The organism is Archangium sp., assembly GCF_036389735.1.
GTDB lineage: Bacteria > Myxococcota > Myxococcia > Myxococcales > Myxococcaceae > Archangium.
In genome coordinates this window covers 1-4,480 of the sequence record NZ_DASVWK010000527.1, presented here as the reverse complement: position 1 = coordinate 4,480, position 4,480 = coordinate 1, and the positions used below count along the sequence as shown (strand labels likewise).

The window sequence follows — 4,480 nt, the reverse complement described above, 5'->3', positions numbered from 1 at the left end:
TTGTCCTCGGTGGGCAGGCTCCAGGTGACGCCCAGGGCCTGGCCGCGCGGGATGATGGTGACCTTGTGGAGCGGATCGCAGCCGGGCAAGAGCTTGGCGATGATGGCGTGACCCGCCTCGTGCACGGCGGTGTTCCGCTTCTCCTTCTCGGTCATGATCATGGACTTGCGCTCGGGGCCCATGAAGACCTTGTCCTTGGCCTGCTCGAAGTCGCTGAGGTCCACGCGCTCCTTGTTCTGGCGGGCGGCCATCAGCGCCGACTCGTTGACGAGGTTCTCCAGGTCCGCGCCCGTCATGCCGGGGGTACCGCGGGCGATGACCTCCAGCTCCACCTCGGGGGCGAGCGGCACGCGGCGGGTGTGCACCTTGAGCACGCCCAGGCGGCCCTTCAGGTCGGGACGGGGCACCACGATGCGCCGGTCGAAGCGACCCGGGCGCTGGAGCGCGGGGTCCAACACGTCCGGACGGTTGGTGGCGGCGATGAGGATGACGCCCTCGTTGGACTCGAAGCCGTCCATCTCCACCAGGAGCTGGTTGAGCGTCTGCTCGCGCTCGTCGTGACCACCGCCCAGGCCCGCGCCACGGTGACGGCCCACGGCGTCGATCTCGTCGATGAAGATGATGCAGGGGGCGTTCTTCTTGCCCTGCTCGAACAGGTCGCGAACGCGGCTGGCGCCCACGCCCACGAACATCTCCACGAAGTCCGAGCCGGAGATGGAGAAGAAGGGCACGCCGGCCTCACCCGCGACGGCGCGAGCGAGCAGCGTCTTGCCGGTACCCGGAGGGCCCATCATCAGCACGCCCTTGGGGATGCGGCCGCCGAGCTTGGTGAACTTCTTGGGGTCCTTCAGGAAGGCGACGATCTCCTCGAGCTCTTCCTTGCACTCGTCGGCGCCGGCCACGTCCGCGAACGTGATCTTGTTGTGGCTCTCATTGAGGAGCCGCGCCTTGGACTTGCCGAAGGTCATCGCCTTGCCGCTCCCACCCTGGAGCTGGCGCATGAAGAAGATGAAGAAGAGGAAGAGGAAGACGACCGGCATCCACTGGCCGAGGATGGTGAGCCAGAGGCTGTTCTGCTCCTCCCGCTCGTACTTCACATCCACGTCCTTGGCGCGGAAGAGGTCCAGCACGGCCTTGTCGGCCTCGGGACCGGTGGTGCGGAACTTCTCGTCGGTGTCGGTGTAGACGCCCGAGTAGGTGTTCCCCTTGACCGCAACGGCCTTGACCTTCTGTTGATCCACCTTCGCCAGCAGCTGGGTGAAGGTCGGCTCCTGGACCTGTTCGCTGCCCGTGGAGAAGAAGTTGTAGAAGGCGACGAAGAGGACGATCAGGATGACCCAAAGGCCAATGGTCTTGTAAGTCGAACGCACGTGTCAGCTGCCCTTTCGGTGCTCGGCGGTATGAGGGCACGGCCGAAAATGACCAACAGTTTCGACCGTTTGTCACGACACCGGGAGTGTTGCCCGTTTATCGGACGGTATCAGCAACAGCAAAAACGCCTCAACTATTTTGGGGGTTCCTTCCCCCCTCAATTTCCCAAGTGGTCCACTCTATAACGGTGGGGTACCGGGCATGCTCGCTCCCGGTGCCGAGGCCCACAGGAAGAGCCCTACAGCGCTCGGGGGTGTGGAATTCCAGACGCCCGGCACCCAGAGCACTGCCCCCTCGGCGTCCGTGACCACCGGCAGCACGTCGCGCCGCTCCGCGGGAACGCGTCGGTCCACCATCACATCCTGGAGCTTGCGAGAGCCGGCGGGCCCTCGTACCCGGTCTCCGGGCCGCCGCGTCCGCACGGTGAGGGGCCAGCGTGTGCCCTCGGGCAGGCCAAGGCCGAGACTACGACTACCAGGAGGAGGGGGTGCCGGCCTCACGGAGAAGCTCCAGCCCGTGCCCTCCTGCACCCCCGAGGCCCCCTCCCCCGTCAGCACCAGGACTGGGGGCGGCTCGGAGGGCTCCGCACGGCGCACGCAGCGCACGCGTCCCCCCGTGGCGCGGAGCTGGAGCCCCCCGCGGCCCTGGCCTCCCCCGAGGGAGACGGGCCGGCCCGTCTCCAGGGCCTCCAGCGCACGTGAGAGGGAGGCCTCGTCCACGTCCGCCCCGGCCTCGGCCAGCAGGCGAGCCAGCACCCGTCGGCGCAGGGGCAGTCTCAACGCGCGCACCCCCACGGCGTCCAGGCTCCCATCGACGAGCACGAGCCGTTGCCATGCCCCGTCCGCCAGCTCGCCCAGCAGGGCTTCGTCCTCGGCGGCGAGGCGGGCGAAGGAGGCCAGGCGAGGTCCCACGGGGAAGCCCGCGGCGCGCGACAGGGCCGGCAGCCCTTCATATCGGATGCGGGTACGCAGAAAAGCCGGGTCCTGATTCATCGGGTCCACGACGAAAGAGACGCCCTGCTCCCCGAGGAAGGCCTCCACCTCCTCGCGCGTACGCTCGAGGAGCGGGCGGACGAGGAAGGGACGGGCCCGGTGGATGCCGGCGGCGCCCCGCAGGGCCGTCCCGCGCACCAGCCGCATGAGGAGCGTCTCCGCCTGGTCCGAGGCTGTATGGGCCGTGGCCACCGCCTGGAGGCCCCGCTCCCGCCGCAGCGTCTCCAAGGCCGCGTAACGGGCCTCGCGCGCCCGAGCCTCGAGGCCGGAACCAGGCAACAGGCCCAGGGAGCGCACATGGCAGGGCAGCGCCCAACGGGCGGCCAGCCGGGCAACCGCCTCCACCTCCGCCCGGGCCTCGGGCCGCAAGCCGTGGTCCAGCGTGGCCACCTCCACCTTCAATCCGAGGTGCTCTCGCACCAGGGCGGTGCCCACGAGCAACGCCGAGGAGTCCGCCCCCCCGGACACGGCCAGCAGGACGGAGCCCCCGGCCAGCCCGAAATGGCGGTAGGCGCCTTCCAGCGTCGTCGAGAAAAGGACGCTCATGGGGGGAGTGGGGGCCATTGAACAGGGGAAGGAATCAGAATCGGGCGACTCGGGTTACACCGGATGCGGTCGGTTGAAGGTTCTGACGACGATTCTTATGATCGTCACGTAGGTCGCGGTGGACGGGGTGGTCGGGGAAAAAAGGTTGGGGGGAATGGGTCGCGCGACTTGAACTGTTCTGAACGTGAATTTTGACGGAGTTGGGCCTAGGGGTCCCCCCCCTCCCCCTCTGGGCCCACGGGACCGCCGGGATATGTCCTGGCGGTCCTTCTTTCCGGTTCGCCCCGGGTCTTCTTGATGAGGACCCGGGGCGTTCCCTTTTGCGGGCTTTTTTTTTCGCGGACGAAGCCCGCAGGGCTGCATACGGTACGGGAGCACTCCGAAACCGTTGACCCGTCAGGGCGTCTGTCGGATAACGGCCCCGGTGTGATCAAGTCGTCACCTCAGAGTATCCGCTCCGGAGACCCAGGTATGGCAGGCACCGACAAGCGCAAGCAGTCCCTGTACTTCCCCGAGGAGATGCTGAAGGAGATCCAGGAGGAGGCCAATCGCCAGGACCGTTCGCTCTCGTGGGTGGTGCAGCAGGCGTGGAAGATCGCTCGCGAGCGCATCAAGTCGTTCCCCGCAGTGAACGACGTGACGGGCGACGAGCGGCAGGACCCCCGTGAAGAGGGGAGGTCCTGAGTGGCCGCCACGGATCATCGTAAGCAAAGCCTCTACTTCCCCGAGGACATGCTCGAGGAAATCCAGCGCGAGGCGACGCGGCAGGATCGCTCGCTCTCGTGGATCGTCCAGCAGGCGTGGAAGGTCGCCCGCGGCGAGCTTCGCAAGATGCCCTCGCCCAACGACGTGTTCGGCCCCACGCCGACGCAGCCGTCGCAGCCCGACGGCTCGGGCAATCCGCAGACCTGACAGTCGCGCCGCCGGCCCTACTTCACGACGGGCCGGCCCGGCCGGGCGCAGTTGTTCAAGACGATGCGGACGTCCTTGTCCTCGCCGAGGGCTTGGGCCTCCGTGGAGTGTCTCGCCCTCATGAAGGCCTCGGTGAGGTTGGCGTCCGTCGCCTTGCCGTCCTCCACGCGCGCCTTCACCGGGTTGCGCGACAGGTCCGAGCCCGCGTCCTTGAAGATGGTGCCGTACCCGTCACCTCCCTGGAGGAGGAAGTCGGGCATGGCCACGCGGTAGCGCGGCGAGGCATCCGCGCGCGCCGGCAGCGGCACGAAGCGGTCATTCACCTTGAGCGCCACCACGCGCTGGCCCTTGGCGCGCGCGCAGTCCACGCTCACCTTGGTGCCCTGGGACACGTGCAGGAAGGCGCCGGAGGGCGAGACGATGGGCTGGCCCTCCGGGGACAGCGCCTCCACCGAGTGCTCCAGCATGGCCACGAGCTGCTGCTCGGTGAGGTCCACCGTCACCACGGCGTTCTCGAAGAGGAGCACCTCGTGCAGCAGGCCGTTCTTGAGCGGGCCCTTGGGGATGACGGTGCGGGTGACGCACAGGCCCTCGGCGCGCAGCGAGCCCCCGTTGATGATGCCCAGCTCCGCGGGCGCCTTGGAGCCATCCTCGGCATG

The 4,480-nt window shown here is 68.1% G+C and carries 5 protein-coding genes; 2 read left to right on the top strand and 3 right to left on the bottom strand.

The window, feature by feature from the left end:
* Both ftsH and tilS read right to left on the bottom strand, forming a co-directional pair.
* A partial coding sequence (gene ftsH, locus VF794_RS18540) for an ATP-dependent zinc metalloprotease FtsH (RefSeq protein ID WP_331112225.1) occupies window positions 1–1,370 on the bottom strand: 1,370 nt, incomplete at its 3' end.
* Window positions 1,371–1,550: 180 nt separating this feature from the next.
* Complete coding sequence (gene tilS / locus VF794_RS18535; RefSeq protein WP_331112223.1) at window positions 1,551–2,909, bottom strand: tRNA lysidine(34) synthetase TilS; 1,359 nt, start codon at window positions 2,907–2,909, stop codon at window positions 1,551–1,553.
* Between the two features lie 471 nt (window positions 2,910–3,380).
* Here tilS and VF794_RS18530 point away from each other — a divergent pair, with 471 nt between their 5' ends.
* Together VF794_RS18530 and VF794_RS18525 are read left to right on the top strand one after the other, a co-directional pair.
* Complete coding sequence (locus VF794_RS18530; RefSeq protein ID WP_331102943.1) at window positions 3,381–3,593, top strand: TIGR04563 family protein; 213 nt, start codon at window positions 3,381–3,383, stop codon at window positions 3,591–3,593.
* Window positions 3,594–3,821 carry a TIGR04563 family protein gene (locus tag VF794_RS18525; protein WP_331112221.1) on the top strand — a complete coding sequence of 76 codons (228 nt, stop codon included), beginning with the start codon at window positions 3,594–3,596 and terminating at the stop codon, window positions 3,819–3,821. It abuts the gene before it with no gap.
* A 17-nt stretch (window positions 3,822–3,838) separates the two neighbouring features.
* Here the strand turns inward: VF794_RS18525 and VF794_RS18520 are convergent.
* On the bottom strand, window positions 3,839–4,480 hold a 642-nt coding region (locus VF794_RS18520; protein ID WP_331112219.1), incomplete at its 5' end, for a 5'-nucleotidase.

Bases quoted from the DNA above. Each gene is read 5' to 3' on its own strand.
- tilS (WP_331112223.1), bottom strand. From the start codon at position 2,909: ATGAGCGTCCTTTTCTCGACGACGCTGGAAGGCGCCTACCGCCATTTC.
- VF794_RS18530 (WP_331102943.1), top strand. From the start codon at position 3,381: ATGGCAGGCACCGACAAGCGCAAGCAGTCCCTGTACTTCCCCGAGGAG.